Source organism: Methylobacterium gossipiicola (assembly GCF_900113485.1).
Taxonomy (GTDB): Bacteria; Pseudomonadota; Alphaproteobacteria; order Rhizobiales; family Beijerinckiaceae; genus Methylobacterium; species Methylobacterium gossipiicola.
Window position 1 is genome coordinate 1 of sequence record NZ_FOPM01000020.1, and the last position, 16738, is coordinate 16738.

At 68.3% G+C, this 16738-nt stretch carries 20 protein-coding genes; 13 read left to right on the forward strand and 7 right to left on the reverse strand.

The annotated features are described in order from the left end of the window. Positions 1 to 150: 150 nt before the first annotated feature. Entirely contained in the window at positions 151 to 1176 is a 1026-nt protein-coding gene (locus tag BM249_RS15875; protein WP_244528809.1) for a GGDEF domain-containing protein, read from the reverse strand. 471 nt (positions 1177 to 1647) lie between these two features. Between BM249_RS15875 and coaD the strand changes: the two genes are divergently transcribed. The 5 genes from coaD to BM249_RS15900 all read left to right on the forward strand — a co-directional run bounded on the left by coaD (position 1648) and on the right by BM249_RS15900 (position 4681). Beyond that, entirely contained in the window at positions 1648 to 2148 is a 501-nt protein-coding gene (gene coaD / locus BM249_RS15880; protein ID WP_091973775.1) for a pantetheine-phosphate adenylyltransferase, read from the forward strand. A 38-nt stretch (positions 2149 to 2186) separates the two neighbouring features. Continuing rightward, positions 2187 to 2744: a peptidylprolyl isomerase gene (locus BM249_RS15885; RefSeq protein WP_091973779.1), complete on the forward strand. Its 558-nt coding sequence runs from the start codon at positions 2187 to 2189 to the stop codon at positions 2742 to 2744. Between the two features lie 36 nt (positions 2745 to 2780). After that, complete coding sequence (locus tag BM249_RS15890; RefSeq protein WP_244528811.1) at positions 2781 to 3242, forward strand: hypothetical protein; 462 nt, start codon at positions 2781 to 2783, stop codon at positions 3240 to 3242. Between the two features lie 4 nt (positions 3243 to 3246). Then, complete coding sequence (locus BM249_RS15895; protein WP_091973782.1) at positions 3247 to 3705, forward strand: peptidylprolyl isomerase; 459 nt, start codon at positions 3247 to 3249, stop codon at positions 3703 to 3705. Positions 3706 to 3796: 91 nt separating this feature from the next. Continuing rightward, positions 3797 to 4681: an EamA family transporter gene (locus BM249_RS15900; protein ID WP_091973786.1), complete on the forward strand. Its 885-nt coding sequence runs from the start codon at positions 3797 to 3799 to the stop codon at positions 4679 to 4681. Positions 4682 to 4686: 5 nt separating this feature from the next. Here BM249_RS15900 and mobA read toward each other — a convergent pair whose 3' ends face one another. Beyond that, complete coding sequence (mobA, locus tag BM249_RS15905; RefSeq protein WP_091973953.1) at positions 4687 to 5247, reverse strand: molybdenum cofactor guanylyltransferase; 561 nt, start codon at positions 5245 to 5247, stop codon at positions 4687 to 4689. A gap of 53 nt (positions 5248 to 5300) precedes the next feature. Beyond that, positions 5301 to 6437: an Mrp/NBP35 family ATP-binding protein gene (locus tag BM249_RS15910; RefSeq protein ID WP_091973789.1), complete on the reverse strand. Its 1137-nt coding sequence runs from the start codon at positions 6435 to 6437 to the stop codon at positions 5301 to 5303. 253 nt (positions 6438 to 6690) lie between these two features. Between BM249_RS15910 and BM249_RS15915 the strand changes: the two genes are divergently transcribed. The 5 genes from BM249_RS15915 (at position 6691) to hisN (ending at position 12336) form a co-directional block, all read left to right on the forward strand. Beyond that, positions 6691 to 7194, forward strand: coding sequence for a pyridoxamine 5'-phosphate oxidase family protein (locus tag BM249_RS15915; RefSeq protein WP_091973792.1), 504 nt, complete (start codon positions 6691 to 6693; stop codon positions 7192 to 7194). Positions 7195 to 7351: 157 nt separating this feature from the next. After that, entirely contained in the window at positions 7352 to 8644 is a 1293-nt protein-coding gene (locus BM249_RS15920; protein ID WP_091973795.1) for a nicotinate phosphoribosyltransferase, read from the forward strand. 16 nt (positions 8645 to 8660) lie between these two features. Further along, the gene (locus BM249_RS15925; protein WP_091973798.1) at positions 8661 to 9419 is read left to right on the forward strand and encodes a LamB/YcsF family protein; all 759 of its coding nucleotides are present in this window, start codon (positions 8661 to 8663) and stop codon (positions 9417 to 9419) included. 157 nt (positions 9420 to 9576) lie between these two features. Further along, entirely contained in the window at positions 9577 to 11463 is a 1887-nt protein-coding gene (locus BM249_RS15930; RefSeq protein ID WP_091973801.1) for an AI-2E family transporter, read from the forward strand. 87 nt (positions 11464 to 11550) lie between these two features. Then, positions 11551 to 12336: a histidinol-phosphatase gene (gene hisN, locus BM249_RS15935; protein WP_091973804.1), complete on the forward strand. Its 786-nt coding sequence runs from the start codon at positions 11551 to 11553 to the stop codon at positions 12334 to 12336. A gap of 7 nt (positions 12337 to 12343) precedes the next feature. On the opposite strand, the gene BM249_RS15940 is transcribed toward hisN, so the two are convergent. Continuing rightward, complete coding sequence (locus BM249_RS15940) at positions 12344 to 13324, reverse strand: alpha/beta fold hydrolase (RefSeq protein ID WP_091973956.1); 981 nt, start codon at positions 13322 to 13324, stop codon at positions 12344 to 12346. Positions 13325 to 13548: 224 nt separating this feature from the next. Between BM249_RS15940 and BM249_RS15945 the strand changes: the two genes are divergently transcribed. Continuing rightward, positions 13549 to 14022: an Hsp20 family protein gene (locus BM249_RS15945; RefSeq protein WP_091973807.1), complete on the forward strand. Its 474-nt coding sequence runs from the start codon at positions 13549 to 13551 to the stop codon at positions 14020 to 14022. A 77-nt stretch (positions 14023 to 14099) separates the two neighbouring features. On the opposite strand, the gene BM249_RS15950 is transcribed toward BM249_RS15945, so the two are convergent. After that, complete coding sequence (locus tag BM249_RS15950) at positions 14100 to 14399, reverse strand: hypothetical protein (protein WP_091973810.1); 300 nt, start codon at positions 14397 to 14399, stop codon at positions 14100 to 14102. 95 nt (positions 14400 to 14494) lie between these two features. Further along, complete coding sequence (locus BM249_RS15955; RefSeq protein ID WP_091973812.1) at positions 14495 to 14944, reverse strand: RNA polymerase subunit sigma-70; 450 nt, start codon at positions 14942 to 14944, stop codon at positions 14495 to 14497. Between the two features lie 248 nt (positions 14945 to 15192). Here BM249_RS15955 and kdoO point away from each other — a divergent pair, with 248 nt between their 5' ends. Together kdoO and BM249_RS15965 are read left to right on the forward strand one after the other, a co-directional pair. Further along, complete coding sequence (gene kdoO, locus BM249_RS15960; RefSeq protein WP_091973815.1) at positions 15193 to 16056, forward strand: Kdo hydroxylase KdoO; 864 nt, start codon at positions 15193 to 15195, stop codon at positions 16054 to 16056. A gap of 20 nt (positions 16057 to 16076) precedes the next feature. Next, positions 16077 to 16376: an antibiotic biosynthesis monooxygenase family protein gene (locus BM249_RS15965; protein WP_091973818.1), complete on the forward strand. Its 300-nt coding sequence runs from the start codon at positions 16077 to 16079 to the stop codon at positions 16374 to 16376. A 7-nt stretch (positions 16377 to 16383) separates the two neighbouring features. Here the strand turns inward: BM249_RS15965 and BM249_RS15970 are convergent, their stop codons facing one another. After that, positions 16384 to 16716 carry a hypothetical protein gene (locus tag BM249_RS15970; RefSeq protein ID WP_143103783.1) on the reverse strand — a complete coding sequence of 111 codons (333 nt, stop codon included), beginning with the start codon at positions 16714 to 16716 and terminating at the stop codon, positions 16384 to 16386. Between the last annotated feature and the right edge of the window lie 22 nt (positions 16717 to 16738).

Below are 16738 nucleotides of genomic sequence, written 5' to 3' on the forward strand. Positions count from 1 at the left end.
AGCACATCGAAGGAGAGGACGAGGCGGGCGACGGGGCCGGCGAAATCACCGGCGAAGCGGTGGTGTAAGCGCGAGCGAAACAGGCCCGCCCGTCTCCGGCGGGCCTGTCGTCGAAGATCATCCCCCGCTCAACGGCAGGCCGGAAACGGCTCAGGCGGCGAGGGCCGAGGCGACGTAACAGCGGTCCTTGCCCTTTGCCTTGGCCTCGTAGAGGGCCGCGTCCGCTGCGGAGAGCAGATTCGCCAGGTCGGAGCCGTGTTCGGACGCCAGGGCGAGGCCGATACTGACGCCGATCCGGACGGTCCGATCCGAACCCAGCGCATATGGCACCGAGACCTGTTCTCGCATCCGCTCGGCGAAAGTCAGGAGCGCGGAACGTGAATCTTCATCCGTGAGCACGACGAACTCGTCGCCGCCGAGGCGCGCGAGGAGATCGCCCGGGCCGAGGCGATTGCGTAGGCGGTCGGCCACGGCCTGAAGCAGCATGTCGCCCGCCGCATGGCCATGGACATCGTTGACGGCCTTGAAGCCGTCGAGGTCGAGGAAGAACAACGCCTTGTTTTCTCCTGGCTGCCCTCCCATCGCCGCCATGAGGCCAGCCCTGTTCAACAGGCCGGTCAGACTGTCGTGCTGGGCTCGGAATGCGTTCTCACGCTCGGCCCGCATGGTGGTGACGAGCATTCGGTTCAGGCGGAAGCCGGCGATGCTCATGCTCACGAGGTAGAACGGAGCTTGGATAAGGACGATGAGCATGATCGGCTCGCCGGAAAACGGAACGGCCAGCACGCCCGGGGCGAACGCGGTGATGATCATCACAGCCACGAGGCGCGGAGCTCCGAAATTCCGGAAGGCGATTCCGCCCACGACGGCAGCGGATGACATGCCGATCAGGCCGGTCACGACCCAATCCTGATGCAGGAAGCTGACAAACAGGCCGTATCCGAGACTCGCGGCCCAGGCGAGACCGAGCAGGATGTAGAGGTCCGTCGGCGTCTCACGCCGTTGCGCCGCCGCCCGCCTTGCGGCGATCAGGAGCCCCACACGCAGCGCGCAGATGAGAACGTCCACGGCGCACCAAATCAGAAACTCCGGACGCGGGATGCGATAGGCGACGCAGGCCGATACGAGCAGCGTGTTGACGACAGCTCCGGCGAGAAGCGGCAGGGTGCCGAACAAGCTTCGGATCAGTGCGATGTGAATTTCTGTCGGGACATCAGGGCCGGCATTCGTGAGCCAACGGATGAGCCGCCACCGCGGCGGACTGTACATCCATGTCTGGTCGCGCATGATCTATCCAAAACTTTGCGAATACCGGATTTGTCTTTTCAAATCGATGCGCCATAGCTCAAGCTCTGAACACAACATGACCGATGAACGAATCTCATTAAAATAGTCCTGATTTATGTGAATCAATGCACGCCAACGCGCCTATCCCGGGGCGAGACGCGGCGCGTATCCAATGCGCAAGGAGCCCTGGTCGAGGAACGTGTGTTCAGTCGGCCGGCCTGCGAGGCGGACACGCTCCGTCCGAAGGTCAGGCGCGCCAAACTAGGCACGTTGAAAAGCGACGGGCAGCCGAGGGCGATCCGCATCGATCCCGCCGGGCAAGGTTTCACTCAAGCGCGAAATGCTCTACCTCGGGTCGCGATGATCCGCACCGCGCTCTATGCCGGCTCCTTCGACCCGGTCACAAACGGACACCTCGACGTCATCCGTCAGGCGTGCCGCCTCGTGCAGAACCTGGTCATCGCCATCGGGGTGCATCCGGGCAAGACGCCGATGTTCACCGCCGAGGAGCGCGCCGATCTCCTGCGCGCCACCTGCACGCCGCTCGCCCAAGCGGAGAATGCGCGTTTGGAGATCGTGTCGTTCGACGACCTCGCCGTGACGGCCGCGCGGCGCCACGGCGCGACCCTGTTCATCCGGGGTCTGCGCGACGGCACCGATCTCGACTACGAGATGCAGCTCGCGGGCATGAACGGCGCCATGGCGCCGGAAGTCCAGACGGTGTTTCTACCGGCCTCCACCGGCGTCCGGCCCATCACCGCGACCCTGGTTCGGCAGATCGCCGCCATGGGCGGCGACGTCTCCCCCTTCGTGCCGGCCCTGGTCGCCGAGCGCCTGTCCACCCGCTTCGGTCGCGCCTGATCGCGCCGGCCCATTCAAGACGAATGAGAGAGAGTTCCATGCCGTTCGGATTCAACCGCCGCCTCGCCCTCTTGGGGATCGCCGCCCTCGTTGCCTTCGCGCCCACGGCCCAGGCCGCCGACGAGAACACCGTGTTCCTCGACACCAAGGACGGGCGCGTCACCATTGAACTGCGGCCGGATCTCGCCCCGAAGCACGTGGCCCAGCTCAAGACCCTGATCAAGCAGGGCTTCTACAACGGCCTCAAGTTCCACCGCGTCATGGACGGCTTCATGGCCCAGACCGGCGATCCGCGCGGCAACGGCACCGGTGGCTCGAACCTGCCGAACATTCCGGCCGAGTTCTCCCAGACTCCGTTCCGTCGCGGCACCCTCGGCATGGCCCGGGCGAGCGATCCGAACTCGGCGAACTCGCAGTTCTTCATCTGCCTCGCCGACGCGCCGTTCCTCAACGGGCAATACACGGTCATCGGCGTCGTCTCGTCGGGCATGGAGGCCGTCGACAAGATCAAGAAGGCCGCCCCCGGTGCGCCCGGCGGCGCCGTGCAGGACCCCGACAAGATCGTGAAGATGCAGATGGCACAGGGCGCCAAGTAGTATCGGGACGGCGGCGTGCCGGGGTTTCGGCAGCGTATGGCCGTCCTCGCCCTCGTGGCGTGGAGCGGCCCGGCTCTGGCCGCGCCCCCGACGGGGCCACTGACCTTGCCCGAAACCCTGCGGGGAACCGTGCAGGTTCCGCAGCCCGCACAGGGGATGGCGCAAGGTCCGGGCGCTCCGGTCGACACCCTGAAGGCCCTCTACCCGGCGCTCGCCGCTTGCTGGACCGTACCGGAGGGCCTCGCTCGCTTCGAGCGCACCGAGATTACGGCCCGATTCGCCCTTCGCCGGGACGGATCGGTCATCGGAACCCCGCGCATCACCTTCGCAACGGAAGGCGGCGACGGCCGGGCCCGCGCCCTGCTGGCGGAGGCTGCCGTCGCGGCGGTCCGGCGCTGTACGCCCGCGCGGGTCACGCCCGCCCTGGGGGCGGCCATCGCGGGGCGCCCCATCGCGCTCCGCTTCATCCATCTCGGACCCAGAGGACAAGGAATCTAGAGCCATGGCAGATAACGAGACCATCACCCTCGAGACCACCAAGGGCCGCGTCGTCATCGGCCTGCGCCCCGACCTCGCCCCGAACCACGTCGAGCGTTTGAAGACGCTCGCGGCGCAAGGCTTCTACGACGGCGTGCCGTTCCACCGCGTCATCGACGGCTTCATGGCCCAGACGGGCGACCCCACGGGCACCGGCTCGGGCGGTTCGGACCTCCCCGATCTCAACGCCGAGTTCAATGCCGAGCCGCACGTGCGTGGCATCTGCTCCATGGCCCGCACCAACTTCCCGCACTCGGCCAATTCGCAGTTCTTCATCTGCTTCGGCGATGCCCGCTTCCTCGACAAGCAGTACACCGTCTGGGGCAAGGTCACGGAGGGCATGGACGTCGTCGACACCCTCAACAAGGGCGAGCCGCCGCGCTCCCCCGACAAGATCGTCAAGGCGACCGTCGGCACCGCCTGAGGCGCGCCGGGACATTCCAGAATGAAGGCCCGCACGATCCTCGTGCGGGCCTTTCTTCATTTCAGAGCCCGGTACGGGAGCGAATGAACCGATGAATCCCGCGACACTTCCCCCGCGCGATCTCCTGCTGGCGCTCGCCGTGGTGGCGGTCTGGGGCAGCAACTTCGTCGTGATCCGCATCGGACTCGACCACCTGCCGCCCCTGCTGTTCGCGGGCCTTCGGTTCGCCCTCGCGGCCCTACCGGGCGTGTTCCTGCTGCCGCGGCCCGCCGCGTCCTGGCGCAACCTCGCGGCCTACGGCCTTCTCATCGGCGCCGGGCAGTTCGGCCTGCTGTTCGTCGCCCTGCGTGGAGACATCGCGCCCGGCCTCGCCTCCCTGGTGGTGCAGGTGCAGGTGTTCTTCACCATCGGCCTGTCCATGTGGCTGACGGGTGAGCGCGTGCGCGGCGACCAATGGGTGGCGCTGGCCCTCGCGGTCTCCGGCATCCTCGTCATCGCGCTCCACACCGACGCCACCACCACGCCCCTCGGGCTCGGCCTCGTGCTCCTGGCGGGCTTCAGCTGGGCCGCCGGCAACATGGTGGCGCGGGCGAGCGGCGTGCGCAGCATGCTGTCCTATGTGATCTGGGCGAGCCTGTTCTCGGCGCCGCCGCTCCTCGCCCTGTCGTTCCTCCTGGAGGGCTGGGACGCCATCCGCGACGGGGTGATGCGGGCCGATGCGGCGACCTGGGCCGCCGTGCTGTGGCAGGCGGTCGGCAATGCCCTGTTCGGCTATGCCGCCTGGGGATGGCTGCTCGCCCGCCATCCGGCCGCCCTCGTTACGCCCCTGGCCCTGCTGGTCCCGGTCTTTGGCATGGGTGCGTCCGCCCTGTGGCTCGGCGAGCCCCTGCCGCCATGGAAGATCGGCGCGGCTCTGCTCGTCCTCGGGGGCCTCGCCCTCGGGGTCCTGTATCCGCGCTGGCGACGCCTGCCGTGACGGAGCTATGAGCCCGCGAGGTAGGCTTCGGCCTGGGCGAGGTCGTCCGGCGTGTTCAGGTTCCAGAACGGATCGACGGGCGCGGCGGCCCAATCCACCGCCACCGCCCCCTGCTCGCGCAGGAAGCCGCCGACCCGCCGCTCATTCCGATCGACGAGGTATTCGCGCAAGGCCGTCCGAAGGGCGACGGGCCACAGTGCCACGGTGAAGTGCTCGCGCCCGTTCGAGGCCGCCATGGCGATGGGAGCCGCGCGCGCGGCCTCGGCCAGGCGGGCGACGAGGTCGAGGGGCAGGAACGGCGCGTCCCCGGTGATGCTCGCCACCTGCGCGATCCCGGGATGTTCGGCAGCGGCGTGATCGAGGGCCGCGAGAACCCCCGCCAGGGGACCGGCATGATCCGGAACGTCATCGGGCACGATTCGCCCGGGGAACGGCCCGAACCGGGACGGGTCGCCGTTGGCATTGAGGATCAGGCCCGTGCCGCATTGCGGCGCGAAGCGCCCCACCACCCGGTCGAGGAGCGTACGGCCGGCAAGCGACCGCAGGGGCTTGTCGCCCCCGCCCATGCGCCGCGACAGGCCCCCGGCGAGGACAACGCCGAGAATGCCGTTTCTCGGCACTACTCGAAGACGATGCGCGGAGCCGCGCGGGTCGCGGGCGCGCCGTTGAGGTTGGTCCAGAGCTTGGCGGCGATGTCGCGGTAGACCTTGGCCTGCGGCCCGTCCGGATCGACGGCCACCACCGGACGCCCGGCATCCGAACTTTCGCGGATCGTCATGTTGAGGGGAATCTCGCCGAGGAACGGCACGTCGAGGCGTGCCGCCTCGTCGCGGGCGCCGCCATGGCCGAAGATGTGCGAGGCATGTCCGCAATTCGGGCAGACGAAGGTCGCCATGTTCTCGATGACGCCGAGGATCGGCACCGAGACCTTGCGGAACATGGTGACGCCGCGCCGGGCGTCGATGAGGGCGAGATCCTGCGGCGTCGAGACGATGACGGCGCCCGACAGGGGTGTCGCCTGCGCCATGGTGAGCTGGGCGTCGCCGGTGCCGGGCGGCATGTCGACCACGAGGATGTCGAGGTCGCCCCAGGCCACCTCGCGCAGCATCTGCGTGATGGCCGACTGCACCATGGGGCCACGCCAGATCATCGCCGTCTCGGCCTCGATGAGGAAGCCGATGGACATGACCTTGATGCCGTAGCCCTCCATGGGGGCGAGCATGCGCTCCTCGATGACCCGGGGCTTGCCGGACAGGCCGAACAGCTTCGGTACGGACGGGCCGTAGATGTCGGCATCGAGCAAACCGACCTTCAACCCCTGCGCGGCGAGCGCCAGGGCGAGGTTGCAGGCCGTCGTCGACTTGCCGACGCCGCCCTTGCCGGACGCCACCGCCACGATGTGACGAACGCCCGGCAGGGCAGGCCCGGTGCGGGGCGGCGGGGGGGCGGCCGGGCGGCCGGGGGCGGGCGGCTGGGGCGCCTGCCCCTGCGCCGGATGGTTGGGACCGCGCTCCGAGGTCAGGCTCGCGAAAACGCCCGATACCCCAGGGGTCGCCAGAATCGCTCCCTCGGCCTGGCGGCGGATCGGCTCGAACCGCTCCGCCTCGCTCGGATCGATGAGGATCGAGAACATCACCCGGCCGTTCGGATCGACCACCACCTGGGACAGGCGGCCCGAGGCCGGGAGCGTGGTGCCGCCGGCATCGACGGTAACGGTCGACAGGGTCTTGAGGACATCGTCGCGGGTGATCGCCACGCTCGGGCTCCTTCGGGGCAGGGGGCGGGTCGGCCCGGATACGATTGCTCGGCACGCCGACCGGATCGGAGGTCAGGCGAACCTGTCTGCCACGGGACAGCATGACGGGGCAGGGAGCGCAAGCCCACGGCACGCGGCCGATCGGCGCGAAACCAATACGAAGCTCGTCCGTTGAGCCCACGAAGCCGCCGGCAGCTTCCGTTCCGGGAAGTCACCGCGGCACACATCGCATTCAAGTCGGAGAGTCCAACCCATGCATCAGGGCAACCACCGCGATCACGAGGGCGCCAAGAAGCTCTTCGCCCTCATCAAGGACATCAAGGTCGCGATGATGACCACCGCCGATCCGGATGGAAAGCTCTACAGCCGGCCGATGTGGTGCCAGGACGCGGACGAGAACGGCGATCTGTGGTTCTTCACCAAGCTGCACTCGCCCAAGACAGCCGAGATCAGCAAGGACAATCAGGTCAACCTCGCCTATTCCGATCCGTCGAGCCAGACTTACGTCTCCGTCGCCGGCAAGGCCGAGATCGTCACCGACCAGTCCGTCATCGACTCGAAGTGGAGCGAGAGCATGAAGACTTGGTTCCCCAACGGGAAGGAGGATCCGGAGGTTGCGCTGCTCCGCATCCACCCGGAGAAGGGCGAGTACTGGGACAGCCCCAACGCCACGGCCCTGCACATCTACGGCTACCTCAAGGCGGCACTGACCGGCGAGTCGCCGAAGACCGAGACCAAGAAGGTCGATCTCGCCTGACCGCACGCGCAGGTTCTTGCTTGTCGAGGGCAGTCACCCACAGGGTGGCTGCCCTTTTGCCGTTCCCCGATCGCAGGTGCGATTGACTTTGCGGCGAAGCCCATGCGCTCAATGCGGGCGAGCGGGCAGGGGGACCCGCGTCGGACCGTGACCGACCATGCTCGACCTCGCGACCCGCGTGTACAATCACAGCTTCAAGATCGATCCCATCGTCCGGTCGCTCCTCGACACGGATTTCTACAAGCTGTTGATGGCGCAGACGATCTTTCGCCGCCGTCGCGACACGCGCGTCACCTTCGGCATTCAGAACCGCTCCACCCGCGTGCGCCTCGCCGACTTCGTCGATGAGGGCGAACTGCGCGAACAGCTCGACCATGCCCGCAGCCTGAGGCTCAGCCGGGGCGAGGCGACTTGGCTGCGCGGCAACACCTTCTACGGCCAGCGCCAGATGTTCGCCCCCGATTTCATGGACTGGCTGGAGGGGTTTCGCCTGCCCGAATACGAGTTGGAGGCCCGCGACGGACAATACGTCCTCACCTTCCACGGCCCGTGGATCGAAACCACCATGTGGGAGGTGCCGGCCCTGTCGATCCTCAACGAGTTGCGGACGCGCGGTGTCGTGCGCCACATGGGCAAGCTCGAACTCCAGGTTCTCTACGCCCGCGCCATGACCCGCGTGTGGGAGAAGATCGAGCGGCTGCGCGCCCTGCCGGACCTCTCCATCGCGGATTTCGGGACGCGTCGGCGCCACGGGTTCCTGTGGCAGGATTGGTGCGTCGAAGCCATGGGGGCGGGCCTCGGAGACCGCTTCCTCGGGACCTCGAACTGTCTCATCGCGCTCCGCCGGGAGGTGGAAGCGGTCGGCACCAACGCCCACGAATTGCCCATGGTCTATTCGGCCCTGGCCGACGACGACGCGGCCCTGGCCCGCGCCCCCTACGACGTCCTCGCCGACTGGCAGCAGGATTACGGCGGCAACCTCCTGGTGATGCTGCCCGACACTTACGGGACCAGCGGATTCCTCGCCCACGCGCCCGACTGGATCAACGCCTGGACGGGGATCCGCATCGATTCGAAAGAGCCCATCGCGGGCGGCGAGGAGGCCATCGCGTGGTGGCGTTCGCGAGGCTCGGATCCGCGCGAAAAACTCGCGATCTTCTCCGACGGGCTCGACATCGACACCATCGAGTCGATTCATGCCCATTTTCACGGGCGGATGCGCATCGGCTACGGCTGGGGCACCCTGCTGACCAACGACTTTCGCGGGCTCGTGCCGGATGGCCGCCTCGATCCCATCTCCATCGTGTGCAAGGTCATCGACGCCGATGGGCGGCCCACGGTGAAGATCTCGGACAATCCCTCGAAGGCCATCGGGCCGGAGGCGGAGGTCGCGCGCTACCGCCGGGTGTTCGAGACGCCCGACGCCGACGCGATGCCGGTTCTGGTGTGAGTGCCGGAGACGCATCGTGCGGATCGATCTCAACGCCGATCTCGGCGAGGGGTACGGCGCCTTCACCATGGGCGACGACAACGCCCTTCTGGATATCGTCACCTCGGCCAACGTCGCCTGCGGTTTCCACGGCGGTGACCCAGCCATCATGGTGGCGACGACGCGGGCCGCCAAGGCGCGCGGCGTGGCGGTCGGCGCCCATCCCGGTTTCGCCGACCTGCGCGGCTTCGGCCGTCGGGTGATCCGCGCGACGCCGGGGGAGATCGAGGCCGATATCGCCTACCAGATCGGCGCCCTCCAGGCTTGCGCGGCTCTTGCCGGCCATCGTGTCACCCATGTGAAGGCGCACGGGGCCCTCGCCAATCTCTCCAATGCGGAGGACGACGTCGCCCGAGCCATCGCGCGCGCCGTGCGCGGAGTGGATCGCGGTCTCCTCGTCGTGGTGATGCCGGGCCTCGCCGCCGAGCGCGCGGCGGAGGCCGCCGGCCTCGGGATCGTCCGGGAAATCTACGCCGACCGCGCCTATGCGGAGGATGGACAGCTCGCGCCCCGATCCCAGGTGGGGGCGGTGATCACCGATGCGACCCAGGTCGCGGCCCGGACCCGGTCCATGGTGGAGGAGGGGGCTCTCATCACCCCGTCGGGGCGGCGCATCCCCGTCGCCATCGACACGGTTTGCGTCCATGGCGACGATCCGCACGCCGTGGCGATCGCCCGCTCCGTGCGCTCGGGCTTGGAAGAGGCGGGCTGGACCCTTGCGCCCTTCACGGCGTGATCACGGAATCGCGAGGTTCAGCCCGCCCACGAGGGATCGTTTTGCGAGGCCGCACCGTTGCTGAGAAGCGGCGCCGTTCGGCGCCCCCACGGAGCGTCGAGACGGAACCGGCATGGCGACGAGACCCGATGCAAACCCTTCGGCACGATCCTCGTTGATGGCGCCGCGTCCGACCCGTATTCCCGCCGCCGGAACCCCGACCAAGACCGTCACCTCGCCCCTCATCGTGGCGGCGCTCATCGTCACGGGCCTGTATCTCGGCCGCGACGTGCTCATTCCCATCGCCATCGCGATCCTGCTGTCGTTCGTCCTCGGCCCACTGGTGAACTTTCTGCGGCGCCTGCATTTCGGGCGCTTCCTGTCGGTGGCCGTCTCGGTGCTGATGACTCTGAGCGTCGTCGGGGCACTGGGCGCCCTCATCGGGGTGCAACTCGCCGACATCGCGCACGACGTGCCACGGTACCGCACCACCATCGAGCACAAGCTCGAAGGGCTGCAGGATTCACCGGCCGGGCGCATGGCCGACTACGTCGCCAGCATCGGCCGGACCATGCACCGGGACGATTCGAAGCCGAAGCCGGAAACTGAGGCCAAGCCCGATGCACCGCCGCCTGACCGGGCGATCCTCGTCGAGGTCAAGGACCGCGCGCCCGACGCCCTGACCCTGGCCGGCACCCTGCTGTCGCCGATCCTGCATCCGCTCGCCACCATCGGCATCGTCTTCGTGGTGCTGCTGTTTCTGCTGATGCAGCGTGAGGATCTCCGCGACCGGATGATACGCCTCGCCGGATCGAGCGATTTGCACCGCACCACCGTCGCCATGGACGATGCGGCCAAGCGCCTGAGCCGGTATTTTCTCGTCCAGCTCGCGCTCAACGCCTCGTTCGGTCTCGTCGTCGGCATCGGCCTCTACCTCATCGGCGTACCGAGCCCGGTCCTATGGGGCATCTTCTCCGCCCTGATGCGGTTCGTGCCGTATATCGGCGCCTTCGTGTCGGCGCTGTTTCCCCTGGCCCTCGCGGCCGCCGTCGATCCCGGCTGGTCGATGGTGGTCGAGACCCTGATCCTGTTCGTGATCCTCGAGCCCCTGGTCGGCCATTTCATCGAGCCGATGCTCTATGGTCACTCCACCGGCATGTCGCCCTTCGCGGTCCTCGTGTCCGCCCTGTTCTGGACCTGGTTGTGGGGACCGGTCGGCCTCCTGCTCTCGACGCCGCTCACCGTCTGCCTCGTGGTGCTCGGGCGGCACGTGGACAAGCTCGAATTCCTCGACGTGCTGTTCGGCGACCGGCCGGCGCTGACACCGGTGGAGAATTTCTACCAACGGATTCTCGCCGGCGACCCCGACGAGGTGCAGGAGCACGCCGAACTGTTCCTCAAGACCGCGCCCCTCGTGACCTATTACGACGAGGTGGTCATCAAGGGCCTCGAACTCGCGGCGCGGGATGCCGCGCGGGGCGTGCTGACGCCGGAGCAGAAGACCGACATCCGCCAGAGCCTCTCCGGTCTCGTGGAGGATCTCGCCGACCACGAGGATGCCGCCGGGGATGGCGAGGACTCGTCATCCGCCGCGCCGACGGCCTCGCGGGACGGACTGGTCCTGTGCGTGGCCGGGCGGAGCTTCGTCGACGGAGCCGCCTGCGCCATCCTTGCCCAGCTCCTCGGCAATCGTGGCATCGGCGCCCGTCTCGTGCCGTTCTCCGATGTCGCCCGCGCCCGCATCGACGGCTTCGATCCCGGCGCGGCCCGGATCGTCTGCATCGTCTCGACGGCGATCAGCGGCGAGCCGACCCACCTGCGGCGGTTGGCCGAGCGGATGAAGCGCAAGCTGCCCCAGGCCCATATGGTCGTCGGCCTGTGGCAGGCCGACGAGAACGGCCTCGACGAGGCAGCCCAGCGCCGGGCGATCCCGGCGGACATGCACGTCACCTCCCTCCGGGGGGCCGTCGAGGCCATCGTGGTCGCGGCCGATCCGAACGCTCCGGCGCCCCGGGACGTGGACCGGCCGGCCCCGCACCCCGTGGGAACGGCGATCCCCGCCTGATCCAAGCGTGTCCCATGGCGAGGACTTGACGACGGGTCGCCCCTTCCGCTTCGCTGCGGCGGTTGGCCTCAGCGAACAGGAAACCCGATGAGCGTCGTCGATCTCGCGCGGTTCATGGACGATCTCGCCTCGGAATCGGGGCAGGCGATCCTGCCGTTCTTCCGCGCCGCCTTCGGCATCGACGACAAGGGGCATGGCGGCACCTTCGATCCCGTGACGGAAGCCGACCGTGCGGCGGAAGTGATCTTGCGCGGCCTCATCCGCCGCAGTTTCCCGACCCACGGTATTCTGGGCGAGGAATTCGGCTCCGAGAATCTCGACGCCGAATGCGTCTGGGTGCTCGATCCCATCGACGGCACCCGCGCCTTCATGGCCGGCCTGCCGACCTGGGGCACCCTCATCGGGCTCGCCCGCAACGGCGTACCGGTGCGGGGGCTGATGCACCAGCCCTACCTCGGCGAGCGCTTCTCCGGCGATGGCGCCACCGCCCGCCTACGCTCGGCCCGGGGTGAGCGGATTCTGCGCACCCGCCGCGGCACCGACCTCCGACACGCGCTCCTCGCCACGACCGATCCACGCCTGTTCGGCGACGGCTCCGAGCGAGAAGGCTTCGCCGCCCTCGAATCGGCCGTGCGCCTGTCGCGCTACGGCACCGATTGCTATGCCTATTGCATGCTGGCGGCGGGCCAGATCGACCTCGTGGTCGAGGCGGGGCTGAAGCCCTACGACATCGTCGCGCTCATCCCCATCATCGAAGGGGCGGGCGGCGTCGTCACGACCTGGGACGGTGGCTCGGCCGCCGGGGGAGGGCGCATCGTGGCGGCGGCCGACGAAGCCCTCCACGCCGAGGCCCTTCGGCTCCTCAATCCCTGATCGCGGCTCATGCCTGGGCGTGGACCGCGCCCACCCGGGCGCCGACGGCTTCCCCGGGCATGAACGCATCGAAAGCCGCCCAGAACTCCGCCCGGATGCCGTCCGCCTCCGACAGGATTTCATGGCGGGCGCCGGGCAGCACTAGGATGTGGGCCCCCCGCGCCATCCGGACGAACCGTTCCGCCGCCCGGGTCTCGCAGACGGGATCGGCCCCGGCCCCGACGATGAGAGCCGGAATATCGATGCGGCCGGCGACGCGCCGGTCGCGCAAGCGCGCCATGGCGCGGAACGCCTCGGCGAGCCAGGCGATGCTCGGATCGCCCACGGCGCCCGCTCCGACGATGCGGGCGGCCTCGGCGTTGCGGGCGTAGCGCATGGGATCGCCCGAGAGCCGGTTTCCCGCGAACGGTTTGGTGCCGATGGAGACCGGCCCGCCGAACGGAATGTAGCGGCGCCCCAGACCGATCCGGTGCAGGGCGCGGGCGAGGAGCGACGCCCCCGAGGGCCAGCGGACCATGCGGAGGGCGAGCATCGGCGCCACGGTGACGATGCGGACGAACGGTAACCGGCCCTCGGCGGCGGCCGCGAAGGCCACGGCCCCCCCCATGGAATGGGCGAGGGCGAAATGCGGATACGGCATCAGGGGGGCGAGGACGGAGTCCTCCACGGCCTTCAGATCGAGGAGATAATCCGAGAATCGCGCGACATGCCCCCGATGGGCATCGTTGGTCAGGCGCTGCGATTCCCCCTGGCCGCGCCAGTCGAACGCCACCACGGCGAACCCCCGGCGGCGCAGGTCGCCGATGGTCTCGTAGTATTTCTCGATGAACTCGGCCCGGCCCTGGAGCAGGCACACGGTGCCCTTCACGAGGCGGGTGGTGGGCCGCCAGAGGGCGGCCCGGAGATCGACGCCGTCCTGCGTGCGCACCGCGTGCAGAGTGCCGCCGGGCGGTACCGGATTGTCGGGGGTCGAATTCAGTGTCGGCATCGGACCTTCCTTCTTCGACAAGCACCCGTTGTCCACGGCTGCGCCCATGCAGGGTCTCGCACGAAAAAATTTCGGATTTTCGAACGCGAGCCGTCGATCCAGGGTCTTGCGAGGACAAACCGGTCCGCCAATATCATGGACGCACCGGCCGTTACGGCGGTGCGACCGGTCCGGCCCTCGGGCGGACCCGATCTAAGCATGTTGCTTCTTACGGAGAATATGTCATGCGCCAGTTCGACCTTGCTCCCCTCTACCGTTCCACCGTCGGCTTCGACCGCCTGTTCTCGGCCCTCGATCAGTACGTCACCGCCGATCAGGCTCCGACCTACCCGCCCTACAACATCGAGCGCACCGGCGAGAACGCCTACCGCATCACCGTCGCGGTGGCGGGCTTCACGGACGCCGATCTCTCCATCGAGGTGAAGGAGAACGCCCTGACCCTGAAGGGCGAGCGGGCGGCGGATGCGAACAAGCCCGCGACGTTCCTGCATCAGGGTATCGCCGCCCGGGCGTTCGAGCGCCGCTTCCAGCTCGCCGATTACGTGCAGGTGACGGGTGCGGTGCTGGAGAACGGCCTCCTCCACATCGACCTCGTGCGCGAGATCCCGGAGGCCAAGAAGCCGCGCCAGATCCAGATCGCCACGGGACGCGCTTCGGCGACCCCCACGATCGAGGGTTCGGTGCAGCAGGCCGCCTAATGAGCCCGGTAGAGATTTAGGATCGAACGCCCCGGCCGTCAGGCCGGGGCGTTTTCGTATGCCAGTCTGACAGGAACTCAGAAGCCGTCGTCGAAGCGGTCGCCGCGCCCCGGCTCCTTGCAGCGGTAGCCCACGAAACAATTCGCATCGTCGCGTGTGGGGACGAAGGCCGGAATCGTGATTTCGGTGATCTCGCAGAAGCTGCGGTCGCGCACGAACCGATCGTAGGTCGCGCCACCGGTCCCGAGGACGATGGCGCCCTGACGCGACACCGTCGCGCGGGCCTGGGCGCAGTCCATGGCAATGGTCGAGGCCCGCTGCGCCTGCGCCGAACCGACGGCACCGAGGGACAACAGCACGGCCAGGAAACGCGTCATCGTGTCGGCCCCTTCTCGCGCCCACCACGGCGCGCCACCGGGGGGACAACACCGGGGCACCGCCACCGATCCCAGGGGGCGTCATCGTGCGCGATCTAAAGGTCGCCGAAGACGAGCTGCCCCTGCTGGCTCGGGCGCCGCGCGGAGGCGGCCGGTGTTCGGGACGCGGGCTTCGCGGCGCGCTTGACCGGCGGGCGCTTGGGCTGGAGCTCGGCCCTGACCTTCGCCTTGGCCCGGTCACGGGCGATGGCTTCGGGTGCGTTGGGATCGTCGTCGAGCCATTTGCCGCGCTTGATCACCTCGTTGACCCGCCCCTGGTTCACCCCGACCTTGAAGGCGATTTCCTGCTGGGTCATGCCCGTGGTGGCATGGAGATCGAGGATCGCGCGGGCGAGTTCCGGCGTCATCTTCTGACCGGTGAGACGCCGGGCCGGCTTGATGGTGCGCGTCGCCCGGTCTCGCTCGCGCAGGCGCTCCAGAAGCGCGAGCGCCATGAGCATGCCGTGCTCGCGGAGCGACTCCTCGAATTCCTTCAACGTCGCCATGTGGCATCCCCGCTGCCGCCGGTCTCCGCCGCTGCGAAACCTCGGCCGTGACACAAACGTGCCGCGCGCGCAGGAGTTGCGCGCGACCCGAACCCCATGGTTGAGCGTCAAATCCCGTCCTGACAACCGGGTCGGACCGTCATCCACCGGTATCCGTCAGGATGTCGAGCGCCCGTGCGGGTTGGTCTCTCGCGTGAGCTTCGGATAAACGTCGGACCCGCCCGCCCGGAACAGGACGCCACCCCGCGATGATCAGCCCGATCGTTTCCGTTTCCCGCGAGGGGCCGTCCCCGGGACCGTCCCTCGTCGAAGCCCTCGAGGGCGGAGCGGTCCTCAGATTTTCCGACCTCGACTTCCCGTTCAGCCCGTTCGAGGAACGGTTCGTCGAACGTCCCTTCGCCGACGGCAAGGCCAAGAACGTCAACATCCGGGGCGCGACGGCCGAGTTGCGGGGCGCCGCCGGCACGGCCGAGGAGCAGGAAGCCCTGCGCCAGCTCCTCATCCGGTACCGCGCCTTCGCCGAGGCACTCGTCACCCGGTACCTGCCGGCCTATGCGGGCAAGGTCGCTTTCGCCGGCACCTCGTACCGGCCGTTCGAGGTCGACAGGCGCAAGCTGAGCTGGCGGCGCGACGACACCCGTCTGCATGTCGATGCCTTTCCGTCGAATCCCATCGGCGAGAAGCGGATCCTGCGGATCTTCCGCAACATCAACCCGCAGGGCGAGCCGCGCCTGTGGCGGGTCGGCGAGGATTTCGCCTCCATGGCGGGCAAATTCGTGCCGGCCCTGCCAGGCTACTCGCCCCTGTCGGCCCGTCTCCTCGCGGCGCTCAAGATCACCAAGGCGCGGCGCTCGGAATACGACCACCTCATGCTGCACCTTCACGACGCCCTGAAGCGGGACATGGACTATCAGGCCAACGCCCCCCAGGCCGACGTGCGCTTCGCGCCGGGCGAGACCTGGGTGACATTCTCGGATCTGGTGATGCATGGCGCCATGGGCGGCCGCTACATGCTGGAACAGACCGCCTATCTCGCCGTGAAGGATCAGGCCGATCCCGAGCGCAGCCCCCAGCGCATCCTCGCCCGGACCCTGGGCCGCCCCCTCCGCTGACCCCGTTCCAAGGACCCGTCATGATCCTCGAAATCGCCCAGATCGACCTCAAGCCCGGCACCGAACCCGACTTCGAGGCGAACATCGCCAAGGCGGCCGAAATCTTCCGCGCCGCCAAGGGCTGCCGCAGCTTCGCCGTGCGCCGCTCCGTCGAGAAGCCGCAGCGATACCGCCTGCTCATCGAGTGGGAGACGCTGGAGAACCACACTCAAGAGTTCACCGGCTCGCAGGCGTGGCAGGATTACAGGGCCATGGTGTCGCCGTTCTTCGAAGCGCCGCCCAGCGTCGAGCACACGGAGTTGACGCTTCAGGCGTTCTGACCGCGCATCATTGACCCGATCCACGCACGATCATCTTGATGCGTGCATCGAGATGCGTCCAGCGCGCGTCGATCCGCCGCTGGATGCAGGCTTCAAAGGAATCGCCCGCGAAGAACCCGATCGCCTGCGCCACGTTCCGGCATTCGAGAACGGGCGGCAGCATGATGACGATCGGGACCGGCAGGCTGAGCAGCACGAAATCCAGGGCAAGGCCGAGTTTCCGGCCGATCCAAGCCGCGCGGGATGTCCGCTGGCGCGACGCCTGCCTGAACGCGCCGCCGAGGCGCTCATGTTCCTCGGGTACCCCTGCCGCCGGATCGTCATCGGCGGCGTGTTCCACGGCCGGCTCATCACCCGCCAAG

Coding starts and splice junctions, on each gene's coding strand:
- coaD (WP_091973775.1), top strand. CDS start 1,648: ATGATCCGCACCGCGCTCTATGCCGGCTCCTTCGACCCGGTCACAAAC.
- BM249_RS15885 (WP_091973779.1), top strand. CDS start 2,187: ATGCCGTTCGGATTCAACCGCCGCCTCGCCCTCTTGGGGATCGCCGCC.
- BM249_RS15890 (WP_244528811.1), top strand. CDS start 2,781: ATGGCCGTCCTCGCCCTCGTGGCGTGGAGCGGCCCGGCTCTGGCCGCG.
- BM249_RS15895 (WP_091973782.1), top strand. CDS start 3,247: ATGGCAGATAACGAGACCATCACCCTCGAGACCACCAAGGGCCGCGTC.
- BM249_RS15900 (WP_091973786.1), top strand. CDS start 3,797: ATGAATCCCGCGACACTTCCCCCGCGCGATCTCCTGCTGGCGCTCGCC.
- mobA (WP_091973953.1), bottom strand. CDS start 5,247: ATGGGCGGGGGCGACAAGCCCCTGCGGTCGCTTGCCGGCCGTACGCTC.
- BM249_RS15915 (WP_091973792.1), top strand. CDS start 6,691: ATGCATCAGGGCAACCACCGCGATCACGAGGGCGCCAAGAAGCTCTTC.
- BM249_RS15920 (WP_091973795.1), top strand. CDS start 7,352: ATGCTCGACCTCGCGACCCGCGTGTACAATCACAGCTTCAAGATCGAT.
- BM249_RS15930 (WP_091973801.1), top strand. CDS start 9,577: ATGGCGCCGCGTCCGACCCGTATTCCCGCCGCCGGAACCCCGACCAAG.
- hisN (WP_091973804.1), top strand. CDS start 11,551: ATGAGCGTCGTCGATCTCGCGCGGTTCATGGACGATCTCGCCTCGGAA.
- BM249_RS15940 (WP_091973956.1), bottom strand. CDS start 13,324: ATGCCGACACTGAATTCGACCCCCGACAATCCGGTACCGCCCGGCGGC.
- BM249_RS15945 (WP_091973807.1), top strand. CDS start 13,549: ATGCGCCAGTTCGACCTTGCTCCCCTCTACCGTTCCACCGTCGGCTTC.
- BM249_RS15950 (WP_091973810.1), bottom strand. CDS start 14,399: ATGACGCGTTTCCTGGCCGTGCTGTTGTCCCTCGGTGCCGTCGGTTCG.
- BM249_RS15955 (WP_091973812.1), bottom strand. CDS start 14,944: ATGGCGACGTTGAAGGAATTCGAGGAGTCGCTCCGCGAGCACGGCATG.
- kdoO (WP_091973815.1), top strand. CDS start 15,193: ATGATCAGCCCGATCGTTTCCGTTTCCCGCGAGGGGCCGTCCCCGGGA.
- BM249_RS15965 (WP_091973818.1), top strand. CDS start 16,077: ATGATCCTCGAAATCGCCCAGATCGACCTCAAGCCCGGCACCGAACCC.